Origin of the sequence: Paracoccus chinensis (assembly GCF_900102885.1) — a bacterium.
Lineage (GTDB): Bacteria > Pseudomonadota > Alphaproteobacteria > Rhodobacterales > Rhodobacteraceae > Paracoccus > Paracoccus chinensis.
Genome location: NZ_FNGE01000002.1, coordinates 293,498 through 309,184 on the forward strand (window position 1 = coordinate 293,498; position 15,687 = coordinate 309,184).

Genomic DNA, 15,687 nt, shown 5'->3' on the forward strand with positions numbered 1-15,687 from the left:
AGGCGGGCTGTCCGGGAATGAACCACCAAAACCCCGCCGCGTTCCCCCCACGCCTGCGTGAGGGCGGCCAAAGCCTTGTGAAAACGGCGTGATCGGGCGCGCCGCCCCAAGGCGGCGCGGCCCTTGTCAGTCCAGTTCGACCAGCAGGTCCTTGGCGTCGATCTGCTGGCCGGGCGCCACATGGACGGCCTTCACGGTGGCCTCGCGGTCGGCGTGGATGCCGGTTTCCATCTTCATCGCCTCGATGGTCAGCAGCAGGTCGCCCGCGCGGACCTTGGCCCCCGCCTGCGCCGCGACCGTCGCCACCACGCCCGGCATCGGCGCGCCGAGATGGCCGGGGTTCGCCCCGTCCGCCTTGGGCCGGGCGGCGGTCACCCCCTTTGCGCCCCGGTTCGGGACGCGCACGGTGCGGGGCTGGCCGTTCAGTTCGAAGAACACCCGGACTTCGCCCGCATCATCGGTGTCGCCGATGGTCTGCAGCCGGATCTCCAGTGTCTTGCCGGGGTCGATCTCGACGCTGATCTCCTCGCCCGGCTCCATCCCGTAGAAGAAGGCGGGCGTGGGCAGGGTGCGGACGGGGCCATAGACCTTGTGCCGTTCTGCATAGTCGCTGAAGACCTTGGGATACATCAGCCAGCCGTTGAAGTCCTCGTTGTCGAGGTCCGTGTCCAGCTTGGCCTGCACCTCGGCGCGGGCGGCATCGAGGTCCACGGAGGGCATCAGGGCGCCCGGCCGCTCGGTGATCGGCGTCTCGCCCTTCAGGACCTTCCTTTGCAGTGCCTCGGGCCAGCCGCCGGGGGGCTGGCCGAGGTTGCCGCGCATCATGTCCACGACCGAATCCGGGAAGGCGACCTCGACCGCCGGATCCTCGACCTGCGCGCGCGTCAGTCCCTGCGCCACCATCATCAGCGCCATGTCGCCCACGACCTTGGACGAAGGCGTGACCTTGACGATGTCGCCGAACATCCGGTTCACCTCGGCATAGGTCTCGGCCACCTGGTGCCAGCGGTCTTCCAGGCCCAAGGATCGCGCCTGTGCCTTGAGGTTGGTGAACTGCCCGCCCGGCATCTCGTGCAGATAAACCTCGGAGGCCGGGGCGCGCGAACCCGCCTCGAAGGCGCAATACTGGTCGCGCACCCGTTCCCAGTAGTTCGAGATTTCCCGGATCGCGCTGATATCCAGACCGGTGTCGCGGTCCGTCCCGTCCAGCGCCTCGACGATCGAGCCGAGGCAGGGCTGCGAGGTGCCGCCCGAGAAGGCGTCCATGGCCGCGTCCACGATGGCCACGCCCGATTCCGCCGCCGCCAGCACCGTGGCGCCCGCGATGCCGCTGGTGTCATGGGTGTGGAAGTGGATCGGCAGGCCGACCTCTTCGCGCAGCGCCCTGAACAGCACCCGCGCGGCGGCAGGTTTCAGCAGCCCCGCCATGTCCTTGACGCCGAGGATATGGGCCCCCGCGTCCCGCAGCTGCCGCCCCATGTCGACGTAATAGGCGAGGTCATACTTGGACCGATCCGGGTCCATCAGGTCGCCGGTGTAGCAGATCGCGGCTTCGCAGAGCTTGCCCGAACCCACCACGGCGTCCATCGCCACCCGCATGTTCTCGACCCAGTTGAGCGAGTCGAAGACGCGGAAGACGTCCACGCCGGACTTCGCGGCCTGCGCGACGAAGCTCTGCACGACGTTGTCGGGATAGTTGGTGTAGCCGACCCCGTTCGAGGCGCGCAGCAGCATCTGCGTCATGATGTTGGGCATGGCCGCGCGGATGTCCCGCAGCCGCTGCCAGGGGCATTCCTGCAGGAAGCGGTAGGCCACGTCGAAGGTCGCGCCGCCCCAGCATTCGACCGAGAAGAGGCCGGGCAGGTTCGCCGCGTAAGCCGGTGCCACGCGGATCATGTCGATGGACCGCATCCGCGTCGCCAGCAGCGACTGGTGCCCGTCGCGCATGGTGGTGTCCGTCAGCAGAAGCCGCTGTTGGCGGGAAAGCCAGTCCACGACGCCCTGCGGCCCCTCGCGGTCCAGAAGCTGCCGCGTGCCCTCGGGCGGCTCCTGCCGCGGGGCAGGGGCGACGGGCAGCTTCGCCTCGGCGGGGCGCGGGCGGCCCTTGGTTTCGGGGTGCCCGTTCACGCTGATGTCGGCGAGATAGGTCAGGATCTTCGTCGCCCGGTCCTGCCGGGGCGAGAAGTCGAACAGCTCGGGCGTCGTGTCGATGAACTTGGTCGTCGCCTGGTCGGACAGGAAGACCGGGTGCTTCAGCAGGTTGATGACGAAGTCGATGTTGGTCGAAACGCCCCGCACCCGGAACTCGCGCAGCGCCCGGTCCATGCGGCGGATCGCGGCCTCGGGCGTCTGCGCCCAAGCGGTGACCTTGACCAGCAGCGAATCGTAATAGCGGGTGATGACCGCGCCGGCATAGGCCGTGCCGCCGTCCAGCCGGATGCCGTTGCCGGTGGCCGAGCGATAGGCGGTGATGCGGCCATAGTCGGGGATGAAGTTGTTCTGTGGGTCCTCGGTCGTCACGCGGCACTGGATCGCGTGGCCGGAGAGCGTCACGTCCCCTTGCGAGGCCATGCCGGTCGCCTCGGCCAAGGTCGCGCCTTCGGCGATGCGGATCTGGGCCTGCACGATGTCGATGCCGGTGACCTCCTCGGTCACCGTATGCTCGACCTGGACGCGGGGGTTCACCTCGATGAAGTAGAACTGCTGCGAGTCCATATCCATCAGGAACTCGACCGTGCCCGCGTTGCGGTAGCCAACGGCCTGCCCGATCTTCAGCGCCAGCCCGCAGACCTCGGCCCGCTGTTCGGCGGTGAGGTAGGGCGCCGGCGCGCGTTCCACGACCTTCTGGTTGCGGCGCTGCACCGTGCAGTCGCGCTCATAGAGGTGGTAGAGCCCGCCGTGGCCGTCACCCAGCAGCTGCACCTCGACGTGGCGGGCGCGGAGGATCATCTTTTCCAGATAGCCCTCGCCGTTGCCGAAGGCGGCCTCGGCCTCGCGTCGGCCCTCGCGCACCTTCTCGGCCAGTTCGGCCGCCGACTGGATCGGACGCATCCCCCGTCCGCCGCCACCCCAACTGGCCTTCAGCATCAGCGGATAGCCGATTTCTTCCGCCTGCCGCGCCACCTCGGCCATGTCGTCGCCCAGGACCTCGGTCGCGGGGATCACCGGCACGCCCGCCTGTATCGCCACGCGCCGGGCCGAAGCCTTGTCGCCTAAGGCCCGCATCGTCTCGGCCGTTGGCCCGATGAAGGCGATGCCGGCGGCGGTGCAGGCGTCCACGAAGTCGGGGTTTTCCGACAGCAGCCCATAGCCCGGATGGATCGCATCCGCGCCCGAGGCTTTCGCGACCCGGATGATCTCGGGGATCGACAGGTAGGCCGCGACCGGCCCCAGCCCCTCGCCGATGCGGTAGGCTTCGTCCGCCTTGAAGCGGTGGAGGCTCAGCTTGTCCTCCTCGGCATAGACCGCGACCGTCCGCTTGCCCATCTCGTTGGCCGCCCGCAGCACGCGGATCGCGATTTCGCCGCGGTTCGCCACAAGGATCTTCTGGAACATCTGCACCCCCGGAGGATTTGGGGCGAACCTTTCAGCAGGCGTCCGGCGAGTGCAAGCGCGACGATGGGCTCAGCGCCGCGCGGCGAAGAAATGGCGCAGAAGCTCGGCCGCGGGTTCGGCAGCGATGCCCTCGTAGACCTCGGGACGGTGGTGGCATTGCGGATGGTCGAAGACCCGCGCGCCGTGCGCGACACCCCCCATGCGCGGGTCGGCGGCGCCGTAATACAGCACGGCGATCCGCGCGGCGGAAATGGCGGCGGCGCACATGGGGCAGGGTTCGAGCGTGACCCACAGCCGGTGGCCGGGCAGGCGTTCCGATCCGGCCGCCGCACAGGCCGCGCGGATGGTGAGGATCTCGGCATGGGCCGTGGGGTCTGACAACTCGCGCGTGCGGTTTCCCGCTGCGGCGACGACCCGGCCCGCCGGGTCGGTCAGGACGGCGCCGACAGGCACCTCGCCCCGGTCGGCGGCGGCGCGGGCTTCGCTCAGGGCGGCATCCATGTGGCTGCGGAACATGGGGCGGGGATGCCGTGACGCGGGTCCGGGCGCAAGAACCGCTTTCACCCGAGCAGCGTTGGGTCTAGACCCGGCGCCTTGCCGCCACACCACCGCAGCGATGCGCAGGAGATCGCAATGACCGACGCTGACACCCCCCGCAACGAAGACGACGAAGCCCTGCCGCCCGTCGAGGGCGTCGAGCAGGAGGACGACGACGAGATCGAGCTTGCCGCCGAGGACAAGGCGGACGAGCGCCACGACGACGACGACGACGACGACGACGACGTGCCCGAGACGCCGGCCGAGCCCGCGAAGGCCGGCGCGGCGAAGAAATCCGCGCCTGCTCAGTCCTCGGGCGGCGAGCGCATCGCCAAGATCATGGCCCGCGCGGGCGTGGCCAGCCGGCGCGAGGCCGAGCGGATGATCGTGGAAGGCCGCGTCACCGTGAACGGGAAAAAGATCTCCAGCCCCGCGCTGGACGTGCTGCCCGCCGACAAGGTGACGGTGGACGGCAAGCCGATGGAGGCCGCGCAGGAAACGCGGCTCTGGCTTTATTACAAGCCGGTCGGACTCGTGACCTCGGAATCGGACGAGAAGGGCCGCCAGACTGTCTTCGACGCCCTGCCGCGCGAACTGCCGCGGGTGATGAGCGTGGGGCGGCTCGATCTCAATTCCGAGGGCCTGCTGCTGCTGACCAACGACGGAGAGCTGAAGCGGCGGCTGGAATTGCCCTCGACCGGCTGGCTGCGCCGCTATCGCGTCCGCGTGAATGGTCAGCCGAACGACCTGACCTTCGATCCCCTGCGCCGCGGCGCCACCATCGAGGGCGAGGAATTTGCGCCCATGGAGATCAAGCTCGACAGCCAGCAGGGCGCGAACGCCTGGCTGACCGTCGGCATCCGCGAGGGCAAGAACCGCGAGATCCGCCGCGCGATGGCCCATGTCGGGCTGATCGTGAACCGGCTGATCCGCATCGGCTACGGTCCCTTCAAGCTGACGGGGATGGAGGAGAACGAGGTCCGCGAGGTCAAGCGCCGCGTGCTGCGCGACCAGCTCGGCGGGCTGCTGACCGGCGAAACGGACGAGGCGCCTCGCGCCGCAAGCCGTGGCCGCCCGGATGCTCCGCGAGGGCCGCGCCGCGAGGGCGATATGGGCGAACGCAAGCCGCGCGCCCCGCGCCGTGACGCCGAGGCCGGTGACCGCAAGCCATGGTCCTCGCGGCCCGAGGGTGCCGAACGCAAGCCCCGCACGCCGCGCCGCGACAGCGAGGGTGGTGAGCGCAGGTCCTGGTCCCCGCGGCCCGAGGGCGACAATGCCGAGCGCAAGCCGAGAGCGCCCCGGCGCGACGGCGAAGGGGCGGATCGCAAGCCCTGGGCCGCCCGTTCGGGCGAGGCCCGGCCTCCACGGGGCGAGGGCTTCGAGCGCAAGCCGCGCCGCGAGGGGGGCGACTTCGACCGCAAGCCGCGCGAGGGCGGATACGAGCGTGGCCCCAAGACCGGCGGGTTCGACCGCAAGCCCGCGGGCCCCGGCCGTGCCGAGGGCGGACGCTTCGGTGACCGCGAGCGCGGCCTCCGTCCGGCCGAGGGCGGGTTCGAGCGGAAGGGCCCCGGCCGCCGCACCGAGGGGGAAAACCGCCCCCGTGGTCCGCGCGCCGATGGTGCGGGACAGCGTCCTGACCGTGCGCGCAGCGAGGGCGGCCCGCGCGGCGAGCGCAAGCCTTGGGCCCAGCGCGAGCAGCGCGACGGCGACCGCCCGGCCCGGCCGCCGCGCGAGGGTGCCCCGCGCGGCCCCCGGCGCGGCGAGGACGAGGGGTTCGCGCGCAAGCCGCGCAGCCTGCGCCCCGACCGTCCGCAGGGCGAGGGCGGGCGCCCTGACCGGGCCGATCGTGGTCCCCGTCCCGGCGGACCGGCACAAGGCGGCCGTCCCCGGCAAGGCGGTGCGGGACCGGGCAAGCCTCGGGGCGGTGCGCCGACCGGGCGCGGGCCGGGGAGCAAGCCCGACGGCCGGCCCAGGGGTCCGCGCGGCCCCGACCGGGGTTGAGAGGGTCTTCAGACCCTTGCCGCGACCCGTTCAGGACCACGGGTCGCGCCTTTTCGGCAGGGCAATGATTCGCCTTGTCGTTGAATTGCCTCCGCCGGAATCGCCAAGGCCAGTGATCCGTTTCGGGCAGTTCTCAGTTGGTTCCCCAACTTTCCGGAACAAACGGAAAATGCGCGGTTTTCTGCCTGCAAAGGCAATATTGATGCAGATGAGCCACAGCCTTCCGGGGCTGTCCGCGCAGTGAGGAACCAGGGGCGAAAGCGGGTGTTGGCCAAAAAGCAACAGTACCCGCTGACCCGCAGCGAAACCGGCTGTTAGCCGCTTTTCAATATCGGGCCTTTGTGTAACTGTCGCCTCGATGCTGTCGGGAAACCGGCAGACTTCAAAAGAGTACGGAGCATGATCATGACCAAATTCGCTACCTTCGCCGCGGCCCTTGGCCTGTCGGCTTCGTCGGCTCTCGCCGGCGGCTACGTCGCCCCGGTCGTCGACGTCGAGCCCGTCGTCGTCGACACCCGTCCGGCGTCGACCAACGCCGGTCTCGTCGTCCCCGCCCTGCTGCTGCTGGGCGTCATCGCTGCCGTCGCTTCGGACGACGACGATGATGATGACGACGACGACACCACCAACTGATCTTTTCGGATCGGTACCGATCAGGGGCCAGTCTTCGGACTGGCCCCTTTTCGTTGGAGCGGCCCGACAGGGCGAACCGGATATCGGGAAAGGAAAAAGGCCCGCCGGATGGCGAGCCTTCCATAGTCGGACATCCGGCGCCCGTCAGTTCCGCAGGACCTGGATGGTCGCATAGCCCAGGCCCGGCCCGATCCACTGCCGCGACACGCCCGCCGAGGGCAGGTAGCTGTTCTGGAAGGACAGCCCGTGACCCTCGCAGTTCTCGACCATGACGCCGGCCCGTGGGCCGGGGCTCACCTGGCAGGTGAAGTCAATTGGCCGTTCCAGCCCGTCGCCGCTGTAGTAGCGCATCACCCGCTTCGCGTTCCCCGAGCGGCCCGCCTGGACCAGCGCGGCGGTCGGGGCGGCCTCGGCAACCGACAGGTCGCGGCCAAGCCCGCGCGTCCCCGTCACCATGAAGCCGCGCATGATCACGGCCTGCTCGTTCGGGGTCATGTAGGTCCGCATGCCCCCGTTCTGGCCCGTCATGGCCATCACCTGGGTCGTGCCGGACTGTTCCAGTCCCACCATGATCAGCGGACCCGGATTGGCGGCCAGGGCCGCGGCCGCCATCTCATCGGGGCTGCGCGCGGGGGCGGGGGTGCCTTGGCTGCGCCGCTCGGTCACGATCTGGCCCAGCGCCGCACGCGCGATCCCGAAGGGCGAGGCCGAGGGCTCGGCCTCGTCGGCGCCGTTGCGGCTGGAACAGCCCGCCGCCAAGGCCACAAGGGTCAGAGCGGACACCAGCTTCAGCATGGACCTGTTCATCGCCAGAATTTCCCCCAACCGTCATACATCTTGGTCGAATGGCTATCGCGGATCGTCTCGTACAGCCGGTCATCGACGCGCACCCGCCGCCCGCCGTCGCGGTTGAGCGAGCTGATCGTGCCGCCCACCGTCCGCTTGGACGGCATCCCCGTGGCCCAGGCCAGCGGGATCTTGATCTCGATGCCCTTGTCGAACGAGCCTTCGCCGTATTCCTCGGCGGACAGGTCGGTCTTGGTGGCATAGGCCCCGACCGACCAGCCGCTGGCGAATTCGCGCGTCAGGGTCACGGTCGCGCCGTCGTCGCCCGCCAGGTAGCGGCCCACGTCCAGCTGGCCCACGAAGCCGCCGCCGAATTCGTAATAGGCGGACACGTGACCCGTGGTGACCTCGTAGTCCAGGAACTCGAAGGCGTCCTCGTAGTCGCGCTTGCGGACGCGGTTGATCTCGGCCCCCAGCGCCAGGCGCGAGTTCACAGGCTTCCACAGCACCTCGCCCGAGACGCCGCCATACATGTTTTCCAGAAGGCCGACCGTCACGCGGGTATAGACCGTTTGCGTCGGATGGGCGTTCCAGTTCAGCGTCAGTTCGGGCACCCGCAGCTTGTCGTTGCCCGAATACATCCGCCCGTCCGAGCGGACGCGGTAGACGCCGTTGTTGCCCTCGGCGATCTGCTCGTCGGACAGGGCCAGGTATTCCTCGACCGAAAGGTCGCCGGGCGCCTCCTGCTCGGCATTGCCGAACAGGCGCTGGCGGACGGTGCCCTTCAGGGTCAGGCCGGGCACCAGTTCGTAGCTGGCCGAAACGGCGGCGCCGACCTCGTAGCGGAAGGGCTCGTCGGGGTCGAAGAGGCCCGTGGAGAGATAGGGCCGCAGTCCCCACTGGAAGCGTGGCGTCACCTCGGGGTTGCGGACCAGCCCGGCGGGGCGCGGATCGGCGTCGGTCAGGACGGCCACGCTGGCGATCTGCCCGGCCTCGGTGTTTTCCAGCCGCTCGACATCCGACCGGCGCATGGTGACCGAGGACACGGGCATCCCGCCTTCGACCGAGGTCACGACCAGCGTTTCCACGGACGGCGGCAGGGCGCGGGTCATCAGCCGCGCGGTGCGGCCCACGGCCTCGGCCTGCTGGATGTAACGGTTGTTGCGGATGCGGACCTCGGCGCGATTGGAGGTCAGCACCATGGACTCGAGCGTCTGGCCTTCCTTGCGCAGCGCGTCGCCCAGGGCCTTCTGGATCGCGGGCTGCGCGGTCGGGTCCTGCGCCCAGGCGCCGGACCAGCCGTCGGGGTCCGCCGCCACGGCTGCGCGCGGGCGCACGGGCGCGGGGCCCTTTTCCAGCCCCGAGGGGAAGGGCGCGCGGCGCGGGTTCAGCGTCATGCTGGCCTGGATGCCGAAATGCTTGCCCCCCAGCACATAGGCGCCGATCTGGTAGTTCGGCCCCATCTGGTAACTGAGCCCGAGGTTGACGTTGTTGGACAGCGGCTCCTCGTCACTGAGCCAGGCGGTGCGGGCGCAGTTGTCGGCGTCGCCCGTTTCGCAGGCGTAGTCGTCGCCGGAATATTCGGCCAGCAGCGTCAGCTTGTCCGTGGCCTTCCACTGGAGGTTGATGAAAGGCGCGGCCTCGCCTCGGAACCACTGGTCAGTGTTCAGCGAGCCGCCTTCCTCCTCGTCAGGCGCCCCCCGGTCGTCGATCAGCGAGCCGATGCCGCCGGAACTGGCCAGCCGCCCCCAGCCAAGACCCGCCGAGACGCGCAGGCGCGGCGACAGCGTCTTGGTGGCGACCACGTATTCCGAGGCATAGAAGCCCGTCCCGATCGCATCCTGCAGGCCGACTGCGACCGAGGGCCGCCAGCCGCCCAGGGATTCGTCCAGCAGCGACACGCGGATGTCGAACGAGCGGTCGCGGACATAGCCGCGGTCTTCCTCGGTGCTGTCGAACTTGCCATAGCGCAGCACGGCCGTGACGCGCGGCAGGATCTGGAAGCTGAGGCCGGTGCTGTTGCCCAGCTCGGTATAGCCCAGCACCGCGCCCAGGGTCGCGTCGGGCATCATCTCGGCCGTGGGCGTGTCGATCACGCCGGGCAGGCCATAGCGGTTCGTCACCGTCCCGATCATGGGATCGGCGAAGCCCGCGCCGGCCGGGACCAGCGCCGCCGCAACTGGCAGCGCCGTGGCCAGCAGGCGGCGGGTCAGAGGGGTCAGGCGGGCTTTCGTCATGCGAACTGTCCTTTCGCGGGCGGAACCGGGGCGCAAGGGCCGCCGGGTCTTCCTGTGCCGGTGGCGGCGCGGCGCCGGGTCGTCATGGCGCGGGCCGCGTCGCCGCCCGCTGCCGTTGTCATGCCCTGGGCGGTCGAGTCGAAGCCGGAGCCGCGGGCGTGGCCGCAGCTGCGGCCGGGGCGGCGCAGCCCGGCAGGGTCCTGCCGCTGGCGCGGACGGTCGCGGTCAGCGGCTGGCCGCCGCAATCCTGCGCGTTCACCCGCAGCACGAAGGGCTGGCCGCCCAGCACGCCGATATATTCGAGGCCGCCCGAATAGGGGATGCGGCGCACGGTGATGTTCGCCGCTTTCCCGCCCGCCGGCTCGAAGCGCGCGGTGGTGCCCTTGACGCTGGCGGCCCAGCCCTCGCCCGCGGCGGTCAGGTCGGTGACGGCCAGGGTCTCGGCGTCGGCGGTGGCGACCTTGGCGGTCTTGCCTTCGATCTCGAGCGGCTGGACGGTCGGCGAGGCGCCGGTCGGTTCGGGGATGGTCGGAACGGCCGGCGTGGCCGGGGCGGCGGCCACCGGCTCGGGCTTGTCCCAGGGCATCCGCAGGTTCTGCATGTTCTGCATGGCCTGGCTGTCGCATCCGGCCAGCGCGAGCGGCAGCGCCAGCAGGGCAAAGCGCAACGTCATGTTGTTTTTCCTGTCCCAGGTCGTTCTTTTGCTGTCAGCCTTAGACAGCGCGCCCCTTCGTGACAAGCATTCCCGGTGGCCGGGGACCCGCCTGCGGCGCGGATTCGCCGTCAGCAGTTGGGAACGTTGACCGCGAGGCCCCCCAGCGAGGTTTCCTTGTATTTCTCGCTCATGTCGCGGCCGGTCTGGCGCATGGTCTCGATGGCGGCGTCCAGCGGCACGAAATGCTTGCCGTCGCCGCGCAGGGACAGGCTGGCGGCGCTGACGGCCTTGATCGCGCCCAGGCCGTTCCTTTCGATGCAGGGAACCTGCACCAGCCCGGCGACAGGATCGCAGGTCATCCCGAGGTGATGTTCCAGCGCGATCTCGGCCGCGTTTTCCACCTGCTCGGGCGTGCCGCCCAGGACGGCCGCCAGCCCCGCCGCCGCCATGGCGCTGGCGGACCCGACCTCGGCCTGGCAACCGGCCTCGGCCCCCGAGATCGAGGCGTTGTGCTTGACCAGCCCGCCGATGGCGGAGGCGGTCAGAAGAAAGGTGCCGATGTCGCGCTCGGACGCGCCGGGGACGTGGTCCAGCCAGTAGCGGATCACGGCGGGCACCACGCCCGCAGCCCCGTTGGTCGGGGCGGTGACCACCTGCCCGCCGGCCGCGTTCTCCTCGTTCACGGCCATCGCATAGGCCGACATCCAGTCGTTGATGACATGGGGCGCGGTCAGGTTCTGCCCGCGTTCGGCCAGCAGCGCCTGGTGGATGGCGGCGGCGCGGCGGCGGACCTTCAGTCCCCCCGGCAGCGTGCCTTCGGCCGCAAGCCCCCGGTCCATGCAGTCGCGCATCACCTGCCAGATGCGGGCCAGCCCGTCGCGGATCTGGATGTCGCTGCGGTAGACGCGTTCATTCGCCAGCTTCATCTGGGCGATGGACAGGCCCGACTGCGCCGCCATCTCCAGCATCCGGGCGGCGGTGGCGAAGGGATAGGGCACGCTGGATGCCGCATCGCTGCGCCGGTCGGAGGCGCGGTCCTCCAGCTCTCCTTCCGTCAGCACGAAGCCACCGCCGATCGAGTAATAGGTTTCACGCAGGATCACGTCGCCCTGCGCGTCGGTCGCCATCAGGATCATGCCGTTGGCATGGCCGGGCAGGGGGCGGTCGAAGTCGAAGATCAGGTCGCGCTCGGGGTCGAAGCGCAGGTCCCCCAGGCCCTCGGGGTGCAGCAGGCGCGTCTGGCGGTTCTGCTCCAGCGCGGCGTCGGCGGCTTCGCGATCCATCGTCTCGGGGGTGAAGCCCGCAAGGCCCAGGATCGTCGCCCGGTCGGTCGCATGGCCCTTGCCGGTGAAGGCGAGGCTGCCGTGCAGGCTGGCCCGCAGCCCTTGGGCGCGGAAGGGCGCGGCGCGCAGCAGGTCCAGGAAGCGCGCCCCCGCGACCATCGGCCCCATCGTGTGCGACGAGGACGGCCCGACGCCCACCTTGAAGAGATCGAAGACCGACAGGAACATGGCAGCGCCTTCCCCTTGCGAAACCCGGGGCAAGGTAGGTGCCCTGCCGCCTGCGCGCCAGCCCTCGCGCATTTGCAATCTGCCTGAATTTTGTGCATATCGGCTGCCTGCGAGGCAGTTGCCCGGCGCCGTTGTTTCCTGCCCCGAGGTCATGCCGCCTGCCCGCTTTCCGATCCCCGGCTGCAAGGTCAACTGAGCCCATGACGACGAACCCCATCCGCCTTGGCGACGCGCTGCTGGACCCTCCGGTCTTCCTGGCCCCGATGGCCGGAATCACCGACCTGCCGTTCCGTCGCGCGGTGGCGCGGCACGGGGCGGGGCTGGTGGTCAGCGAGATGGTCGCCTCGACCGAGATGGTGACGCCGCGCCCGTCTACCCGCGCGGCCGTCCGCGCCAAGGCGATGGTCGAGGAAAACGGCGTCCCCGTCAGCGTGCAGATCGCCGGGCGAGAGCCGGGGCCGATGGCGGAAACTGCGCGGATCGTGGCCGACATGGGCGCGGGGATCATCGACATCAACATGGGCTGCCCCGCGCGCAAGGTGACGGGCGGGCTGTCGGGTGCCGCCCTGATGCGCGAGCCCGACCGGGCGCTGTCCCTGATCGAGGCGGTCGTGGGCGCCGTCCCCGACCTGCCCGTGACGCTGAAGATGCGGCTCGGCTGGGACGCCGATTGCCTGAACGCGCCCGACCTCGCCTGCCGCGCGCGGGACGCAGGGATACGGATGATCGCCGTCCACGGGCGGACGCGGGCGCAGTTCTATACGGGTTCTGCCGACTGGGCCGCGATCCGCGCGGTGCGCGAGGCGGTGCCGGACTTGGCCCTGGTCGCCAATGGCGACGTGGTGGATGCCGCATCGGCCACCCGCGCGCGCGAATTGTCTGGGGCGGATGCGGTGATGGTCGGGCGCGGGGCACAGGGCGCGCCCTGGCGGCTGGCGCAGATCGCCGCCGCCAACCACGGCGCGCCCGCCCCGCAGGTGCCGCAAGGCGCGGCGCTGGCGGATGCGGTAGCGGACCACCACGCCGACATCCTGTCGCATTACGGCCGCGAGCTGGGGATGCGCGTCGCGCGCAAGCACCTCGGCTGGTATGCCGAGGCCGCGGACCTTCCCGACCTCGCCGCCGCCCGCGCCGCCCTGATGGCCGCCGCTACGCCCGAGGCGGCGCTGATCGCGATCCGCGCCGTCTTTTCCGGTGCGGGCGAAAAGGCGCGGGCCGCATGACGGGGACCTTCCTTCCCGCCGATCCCGGCGCCGTGCTGGCCGCGCTGCCCGCGCCGGTCGCCACCTTCGACGCCAAGGGACGGTGGAGCGGGCTGAACGAGGCCGCCGAGCTGTGGCTGAACCTGTCGGAACGCGGCGTGACCGGCCTGTCCGCCGACGACCCCGCCCTGATCGCCCGCCTGCGGGTCGAACCCGAACTCGGGCCGCTGGTCGCGCAGGCGGCGCAGGCGGGCGAGTCCGTCCTGCACCCCCGCGTCCGCTTCGAGATCAGCGACCGTGCGGGCCGCTGGACCGCTCGCCGTGCGGGGCTGGACCTCGCACCCTTGCCCGACGGGGGCGTGGTCGCCCTGATCCGCCCCGAGCCCGAGGCCGAGGTGGACGCCTCGCCCCGCCGCGCGGCCCGCAGCGCCATCGGCATGGCCGAGATGCTGGCCCACGAGATCAAGAACCCGCTGGCGGGCATCCGGGGCGCCGCGCAGCTTCTGTCCGAGGGCCTTGGCCCCGAGGACCGGGAACTGACCGACCTGATCGTCGCCGAAAGCCGCCGCATCGTGGCCCTGCTGGAGGAGGTCGAGCGTTTCGGCGACACCACCCTGCCGCAGCTTCGGCCCGTGAACATCCACGATATCCTCGACCGCGCCTGCCGCAGCATGGCGCTGGGCGGGACCGCGCCCCGGATCGTCGCGGACTATGACCCCTCGCTGCCGCCCGCGCTGGTCGATCCGGGGCGCATCATGCAGGTCGTGCTGAACCTGCTGCGCAACGCCTCGGAGGCCTTGGGGCGCGAGCCGCGCGGCCCGGACGATCCGCGCGGGCCACCGCTGATCCGGCTGCGCACCGCCTATGACCGCGACGTGCGCGGGCCCGAAGGCACGCCCCTGGCCCTGCAGGTCGAGGTCGAGGACAACGGTCCCGGCATCCCCGAGGCCATCGCCGACCAGATCTTCGAGCCCTTCGTGTCGGGACGCGAGAACGGCACGGGCCTTGGGCTGGCGCTGGTCGGCAAGATCGTGACCGAGCACGGGGGGCTGATCCGCGCGGACAGCCGCCCCGGCCGCACCCTGTTTCGCGTATCCCTGCCGCTTGCAGGAAAAGGAGCTGCCCCATGGACGGAACCGTACTGATCGCGGACGACGACCGCACCATCCGCACCGTGCTGACCCAGGCGCTGACGCGGGCAGGCTGCCGCGTCCATGCGACGGGCAGCCTGGGCCAGCTGATGCGCTGGGTCGAGGACGGAACGGGCGACCTGGTCGTGACGGACGTGATGATGCCCGACGGCAACGGGCTGGACATGATCCCCGGCATCTCGCGCGCCCGGCCCGATCTGCCGGTGATCGTGATCTCGGCGCAGAACTCGATCGTGACGGCGATCCGGGCAACGGAAGCGGCGGTCTTCGACTACCTGCCCAAACCCTTCGACCTGCCCGACCTGATGGGCCGCGTCCGTGCCGGGCTGGAACGCCGCATCCGCCGCGAGCCCGCGCCTGCCGCCGCCTCTGCGCCGGTCGTGCCCGAGGGCGTGTCCCTGATCGGCCATACGCCCGTCATGCAGGGGCTGTTCCGCAGCGTGGCGCGCATCGTCAACACCGACCTGCCCGTGATCGTGGCCGGAGAGCCGGGGACCGGCCGCAGCACGCTGGCGCAGGCGCTGCACGACCTGGGCGACCGCCGCGACGGGCCGCTGGTGCGGCTGGGCGCCTCGGAAACGCCCGAAACGCTCGGGCCGCGGCTGGCGCAGGCCCAGGGCGGCACGCTGATCCTGGAAGACCCGGCGGGGATGGAGCCTGCGGTCCAGGCCCGCCTGGCCAGCCTGATCGAGGCCGCCGAAAGCGGGCCCGACCGCGCCCGCGCGCCGCGCCTGGTGGCGACGACCGGGCCCGACCCTGAGGGAGATTCGGCTAGCGGGCAGCTGAGGCCCGACCTGTACTATCGGCTGGCCGGGATGGTGCTGACCGTGCCGCCGCTGCGGTCGCGGCTGGATGATCTGCCGGCGCTGGTGCGGCTGATGCTGGACCGCGCCGCGGGGCAGGGCGGCATGGCCACCCTGTCGGACGCCGCGCTGGACGCCCTGCGCACCTATCCCTTCCCCGGCAACCTGCGGGAACTGGACAACCTGCTGCGCCGCCTGGCCCTGACCGCCCCCGGCCCCCGGATCGAGGCCGAGGATGTGGCCGCCGCTCTGCCCGTGCCCAACGCCCCCCGCACGGGGGCGCCGCGCATCGACCCCTCGCGTCCGCTCTCCGAAGCTGTCGAGCAGCATCTGCAGCGCTATTTCGACCTGCATGGCGACCAGCTTCCCCCGCCGGGCCTTTACGACCGTGTGCTGCGGGAAGTTGAGCGTCCCCTGATCCAGATCGCGCTGGACGCGTGCAACGGAAACCAGCTGCGCTGCGCCGATCTTCTGCAGATCAACCGGAACACGCTTCGCAAGAAAGTGAACGACCTGAATATCGAGGTGACACGCCGCCGCCGCCTGATGTAAAACGGTCACAGCGACACAGGGTCACGTAACGCCTGTGCAACAAGAACGCCGCGACAACAGCGGC

11 protein-coding genes are annotated in these 15,687 nt (G+C 70.7%); 5 read left to right on the forward strand and 6 right to left on the reverse strand.

What is annotated here, in order from left to right:
- Positions 1-126: 126 nt before the first annotated feature.
- Together BLQ03_RS03320 and BLQ03_RS03325 are read right to left on the reverse strand one after the other, a co-directional pair.
- Positions 127-3,561, reverse strand: a complete 3,435-nt coding sequence (locus tag BLQ03_RS03320) for a pyruvate carboxylase (RefSeq protein WP_090752755.1) — start codon at positions 3,559-3,561, stop codon at positions 127-129.
- Positions 3,562-3,624: 63 nt separating this feature from the next.
- Positions 3,625-4,071, reverse strand: a complete 447-nt coding sequence (locus tag BLQ03_RS03325; RefSeq protein ID WP_090752759.1) for a nucleoside deaminase — start codon at positions 4,069-4,071, stop codon at positions 3,625-3,627.
- 117 nt (positions 4,072-4,188) lie between these two features.
- Here BLQ03_RS03325 and BLQ03_RS03330 point away from each other — a divergent pair, with 117 nt between their 5' ends.
- Together BLQ03_RS03330 and BLQ03_RS03335 are read left to right on the forward strand one after the other, a co-directional pair.
- Entirely contained in the window at positions 4,189-6,093 is a 1,905-nt protein-coding gene (locus BLQ03_RS03330) for a pseudouridine synthase (protein WP_175558756.1), read from the forward strand.
- A 399-nt stretch (positions 6,094-6,492) separates the two neighbouring features.
- Positions 6,493-6,726: a hypothetical protein gene (locus BLQ03_RS03335; protein WP_090752762.1), complete on the forward strand. Its 234-nt coding sequence runs from the start codon at positions 6,493-6,495 to the stop codon at positions 6,724-6,726.
- 144 nt (positions 6,727-6,870) lie between these two features.
- Here BLQ03_RS03335 and BLQ03_RS03340 read toward each other — a convergent pair whose 3' ends face one another.
- From BLQ03_RS03340 to BLQ03_RS03355, 4 genes are all read right to left on the reverse strand, one after another.
- Entirely contained in the window at positions 6,871-7,521 is a 651-nt protein-coding gene (locus BLQ03_RS03340) for a YjbF family lipoprotein (protein WP_090753043.1), read from the reverse strand.
- Between the two features lie 8 nt (positions 7,522-7,529).
- On the reverse strand, positions 7,530-9,749 hold the full coding sequence (locus BLQ03_RS03345) for a YjbH domain-containing protein (RefSeq protein WP_090752766.1): 2,220 nt from the start codon (positions 9,747-9,749) through the stop codon (positions 7,530-7,532).
- A 118-nt stretch (positions 9,750-9,867) separates the two neighbouring features.
- Complete coding sequence (locus BLQ03_RS03350) at positions 9,868-10,422, reverse strand: hypothetical protein (protein WP_090752770.1); 555 nt, start codon at positions 10,420-10,422, stop codon at positions 9,868-9,870.
- A gap of 110 nt (positions 10,423-10,532) precedes the next feature.
- Positions 10,533-11,915, reverse strand: coding sequence for an L-serine ammonia-lyase (locus BLQ03_RS03355; protein ID WP_090752773.1), 1,383 nt, complete (start codon positions 11,913-11,915; stop codon positions 10,533-10,535).
- Positions 11,916-12,115: 200 nt separating this feature from the next.
- Here BLQ03_RS03355 and dusB point away from each other — a divergent pair, with 200 nt between their 5' ends.
- The 3 genes from dusB to BLQ03_RS03370 are packed head-to-tail and all read left to right on the forward strand — an operon-like array spanning position 12,116 to position 15,623.
- Entirely contained in the window at positions 12,116-13,138 is a 1,023-nt protein-coding gene (dusB, locus tag BLQ03_RS03360; RefSeq protein ID WP_090752776.1) for a tRNA dihydrouridine synthase DusB, read from the forward strand.
- Positions 13,135-14,262, forward strand: coding sequence for a two-component system sensor histidine kinase NtrB (locus tag BLQ03_RS03365; RefSeq protein WP_090752780.1), 1,128 nt, complete (start codon positions 13,135-13,137; stop codon positions 14,260-14,262). Before dusB ends, BLQ03_RS03365 begins: the two co-directional genes overlap by 4 nt.
- The gene (locus BLQ03_RS03370; RefSeq protein WP_090752783.1) at positions 14,244-15,623 is read left to right on the forward strand and encodes a response regulator; all 1,380 of its coding nucleotides are present in this window, start codon (positions 14,244-14,246) and stop codon (positions 15,621-15,623) included. The genes BLQ03_RS03365 and BLQ03_RS03370 overlap by 19 nt, the downstream gene beginning before the upstream one ends.
- Positions 15,624-15,687 lie beyond the last annotated feature (64 nt).